The 4,543-nt window shown below is 34.0% G+C and carries 3 protein-coding genes and 1 riboswitch; all 3 genes read left to right on the forward strand.

The features are described from left to right. Nucleotides 1–884 precede the first annotated feature (884 nt). The 3 genes from N4A35_11080 to N4A35_11090 all read left to right on the forward strand — a co-directional run bounded on the left by N4A35_11080 (nt 885) and on the right by N4A35_11090 (nt 4,440). On the forward strand, nt 885–1,619 hold the full coding sequence (locus tag N4A35_11080; GenBank protein MCT4581953.1) for a hypothetical protein: 735 nt from the start codon (nt 885–887) through the stop codon (nt 1,617–1,619). A 112-nt stretch (nt 1,620–1,731) separates the two neighbouring features. Further along, entirely contained in the window at nt 1,732–2,112 is a 381-nt protein-coding gene (locus N4A35_11085) for a hypothetical protein (GenBank protein MCT4581954.1), read from the forward strand. 1,402 nt (nt 2,113–3,514) lie between these two features. Then, a riboswitch (TPP riboswitch) is annotated at nt 3,515–3,611 on the forward strand. A 127-nt stretch (nt 3,612–3,738) separates the two neighbouring features. Then, nucleotides 3,739–4,440, forward strand: coding sequence for a class I SAM-dependent methyltransferase (locus N4A35_11090; protein ID MCT4581955.1), 702 nt, complete (start codon nt 3,739–3,741; stop codon nt 4,438–4,440). Nucleotides 4,441–4,543: the final 103 nt, after the last annotated feature.

Genomic DNA, 4,543 nt, shown 5'->3' on the forward strand with positions numbered 1-4,543 from the left:
GTATGTAAAAACTACGAAAGCCAACTGCATACCATTAGCCATGTGGCAGGAGAAACGAATCGTTTGGATGTGAAGTTGAAAAGAGTGAGGGAAGTGGAAGAGGTGAGCAGTTAGAAGCAAGAGACAAGAGACAAGAGACAAGAGACAAAAAGCAAGCAGAGGTAAGAGAGGGGTATGTTTTTGAAATTTACCAGTTTTCTTACTTGAGTTGAAAACTATTAAAAGGATTGATTTTTCTTGAGTGATATATTGCGGAAAGCCCTTTGCACAGTAATGTGTGAGGGGCTTTTTATTGAGTATGATTTGGGATACCAAAAAGTTGATATTAAAGTAGGAATAAGTTCTTAGATATTATGGTATACTATTATCTTGCAACTCCAAAATAAAACGAGAATAGGTAATGGCCTTGCTTGAATCTTTTGAGCCCTTGCCAAAATACAAAGGCTTATGTGCCAATGATATTTTTAAATTGCTTACCGGAAGAGACATCTTACAATGTCCAAAATGCGAAAAAGGCAAAATATTATGTAGCTATATCCCAAAGCCTGAAACCTAATTTTACTCAAAGATCAAACGTTCTTTTTATACTGAAATACAAAATTAATAGCCATGGCTAAAGGGGAAAATTATGCATTATTTACAATGAGAAATTGCTTACTAAAGCCAATAAAACAAAAAGATACTAGTGATTTTATACTTTTTTGTCGTTTTCTAAAAATAGCAAGACATTAAATACCCATAGCCCGGCGGCATTGTCCAACAATGTTTTATCCTTCATATCTTTAATTTATCAATCTGTCAATTTTATTGTTTAGTGAATGTTGTTATCTTTGGAAGGATAAAACACTTTTACGTTATGCTTCATTCTAATTAGCCTCAATTAAATGAACGAAATAAAAATATATGCATTTATTAAAGCCGTTGATAAGAAATTTTTTGACAGCTTTATCAATGAAGGTCAGATATGTATGAATACCATTAAATGGTTTAGAGAATACGAAAAGTTTGATAAAAATATTGGAGACGGAAGTGAAGGTGCTATAGCGACTTGTGGCAATGATTTTACGATTTCATTTGCAGCCCCAATTGAAAATTTTAATTCTCCCAAAGAGCTAAATGAGAAAATTGATAAGGCAAATTGGTCAAAAAAGTTTTCTGGGGAAAATTTAAGAATGTTTAATGGGGATGATGCCAACATATTGAGTCTATACGCAATTACGTATTCAGATTATACTCAAAAATTAAACGGTGATCTAGTTCCTAAAAAATTCATTGATGAATTTTCAAATCATAGATTTATCCTTATTTACAATCCAAGACTATTTATTTCAAGGATGGAAGAAGCAATCAGTAAAATAGGTAAATCGATGAAGCTAAGAATGGTTGAGTACTATAAACTTGATAATAAATTAAAGAAAGACTTATCCTTTTTTCACAAGCAAGATATTTATTCATATCAGAATGAATTTCGTTTTATACTTAAAGATAAAAATCCTGAAATGAAGATCTTAAATATTGGCTCGCTTGTTGACATCTGTGCTGAAATTGATTTACACAAACAACCATGTTCTCTTGAAACTGGTGATGAGATTATAAATATTAGAATGGAGGATAAATAAAATCTTAGATTGAAGGGAACGAAGGCATAACAAAAGTTATCCCCATTCATTACATCATGGCATATTGCTTACACGAAAATAAAAGGTAATCTGATATTAAAACAAATAATTTATGGATAAGAAGCATCTAAAGAAATTTCTCAAAATATTTGAGGCTTTAACTAAAACTGAAGATGATATAATAACTATTAATGAATCCTTAGAGAATAAAATGGATTCTCTCCAAGATAGAATCGACAAATATGAAATGAAAGATTCATTAACAGATGGGCAAGAAGAAATATTATATAGACTACAGTCAGAAGTGGATGAATTAGAGGAAGATATTGAGAAAATTACCGAATTGCTTGAACGCATTGATGACGCAATAGATCTTATTGATTTTGATACCAATTTAATTAATCGAAGAAATGAGAAATTAGAAAATCAACTTGAAAGATTAAAATTAAAAACTGAGCAGTTACAGTTGAAAAATGAAAAGAATGCAATGTAACATTTAAAAAAAAACTCGACTAACCTGATAAAGTAAACGATAGCAGAACTGCAATAATTAACAGACGAAAAAGAATTAGATTCACTTTTTTATTAGGATGAAAAAAGAACGAGGGCATAACAAAAGCTAAATTTCATGGGCGGTGGGAATTGCTCGAGAGTTAGTTCAATTAAGAAACACCAGCAAGCCACTTAAATTTGGTTTACTCAAAATATAAACAATTTCACTCGGCTTGCTTACTTGGCGTATTGATAAGATTACTCTTTTAATCGCCCACGAAACTTAGCAAGACCGTTGAACAAAAACCGCCTGCGGCGGTAGTTTCAAATAAAGCTTGTAACTTATAGGGAAATCAAAATCCCCCTCGATAGTCCGAGTTGACCCCTAATAGTCCCAGTTGACCGATAGTTCGAGTTTGCAACTCGGACTCTGCGTAGCAGAAAATCAGGAAATTATATCTAGCGTAATTCTGTAAATGTATTTTTTATAGAATGATGACTTTACCTTATTTTTATTATTTTCTTTGAAAATAAGTACGAGTGGAAAACACTCGCACCAGCGGAGGAATATCGAGTCAAAATAACAACGCAGTACAGCACTTCGAAACACTTACTAAAAGATCCACGAACCGTAACCTTTAATTACCCATTAACAGTAAGCTATATTTTAGGCTTTGTAATACTGAATGATACGAAGTCCTGTATTCGAACGACACGAAGACCAGTATTTGAGACACGCGAAGTTCTGTATTCGAATGAAGCGAAGACTAGTATTCGAGAGACACGAAGTTCTGTATTCGAATGACACGAAGACCAGTATTCGACTGTCTCGTTAAAGATTTGTAGGAATCAAAAAATAAAGATAAGATTGGTTTGTTGTAAGATTAATAACCTTCTATCTAACAAATTTTGTTAATACTCCTATTTACCTGTCAGCTTGACTTTTTTTTATCTCAAGCCGCATGGCTTCTACTTTTTCCATCGATGAAAAAGTAGACAAAAAATCTAGGGCGCAGCCTGCCAAACTATTTTTACTTGAAGAATTTAAGTGCAACGGAGTGATCTTCGAACCAGTTCTCAGCTTCTCCGTTTTACTAAAAATTCTTCTGCGTAAAAACAGCTTGACATCCTGATGCCCAAAAAGCACGCATGAGCAGTTCAATTGATGGGAAGGTTTTTCTCACGCTCATAAATAGTAAAGCATTATTTACGAATTAAAGCACTGTTTTTAGTCGATCTCAGGTTAATAACTTGGGGTTTGAAGCTTTTTCCAGATTACTACCAACAGTTATCAGCATAGCGACCATTAAATTGTACAAATAAAAATGGAACTCTGGTTAATACAATTGGTATTATTTCTTCGATGCAAGTCGGTAAATACTGATAAATAAATAGTACATTTGTGATATCGTTAGGGGTGCTGAGCATGGGCTTGGCTGAGAGTTTACCCTTTCACCTGATCTACATAATAGTAGCGTAGGGAAACGATTTATCTGTGATAAACATTTCCATAAGATATAACCGTTTCGTTTTACGCGAGGCGGTTTTTTTATGCCGCTGATTAAGTGTAATATGGGTAGAATGATTTGATGGATCGGCAAATCTATTCTACTGTAAAAAGAGTAAGATGAGTTCAAAGTTTAATCAGTATGCATCAGACTACGATGCGTGGTTTTTAGAGAATGAAAATCTTCTGTATTCAGAAGTGAAGTTGGTTGCACACTTTTTAAAAGATGCTGGAGAAGTTTTTTCGGTAGGTTGTGGTAGTGGTTTGTTCGAAACCATTTTGAACAAAGAGTTTGGCATTTCAATTAAAAATGGAATTGAGCCATCGGAAGGAATGGCAGAGATTGCAAGAGGCAGAGGAATTAATGTGGAAATTACTACTGCTGAGGAGATGGAATTGGGGAATGAAACCTATGATACCATTCTGTTTAACGGTACACCAAGTTATATTGGCGATTTACAAAAGGCATTGAACAAAGCTTATGCGGCATTGCGTCCGGGAGGAAAAGTGGTAGTGATTGATGTGCCAAAAGAGAGTGGATATGGTGTGTTGTATAATTTGGCAAAAGCCGTTGGAACTTGGGATCATCCATTGTTAGAAGGTGTTTGTCCAATTGATCCTTATCCAATTGAATTGGTGAAAGTTGCCAATTGGAGAACTACACAAGAGAAAATTGACATGTTGGGCAAAGCTAATTTTGAAGATTTGCAATTTGCTCAAACCTTAACCAAACACCCGTTAAATTCGAATCGTGTTGCTGAAGAGCCAATTGAAGGTTTTGATAGTGGGGATTATGTGGCTATTTGTGCACGTAAAAAATAAATTGAGAGTAACTTTCAGCGAACAGTACACAGCTAAATTATCTGAAAAAAGCAGAAGGCTGTTCGCTGTAAGTTGATATAATACTAATTATATCACTAAATAA

It is taken from the genome of Flavobacteriales bacterium, from assembly GCA_025210295.1.
Lineage (GTDB): Bacteria > Bacteroidota > Bacteroidia > Flavobacteriales_D > Parvicellaceae > S010-51.

What these genes read in the sequence shown, in the direction of transcription:
- N4A35_11080 (MCT4581953.1), top strand. Translation starts at nt 885, where the DNA reads ATGAACGAAATAAAAATATATGCATTTATTAAAGCCGTTGATAAGAAA.
- N4A35_11085 (MCT4581954.1), top strand. Translation starts at nt 1,732, where the DNA reads ATGGATAAGAAGCATCTAAAGAAATTTCTCAAAATATTTGAGGCTTTA.
- N4A35_11090 (MCT4581955.1), top strand. Translation starts at nt 3,739, where the DNA reads ATGAGTTCAAAGTTTAATCAGTATGCATCAGACTACGATGCGTGGTTT.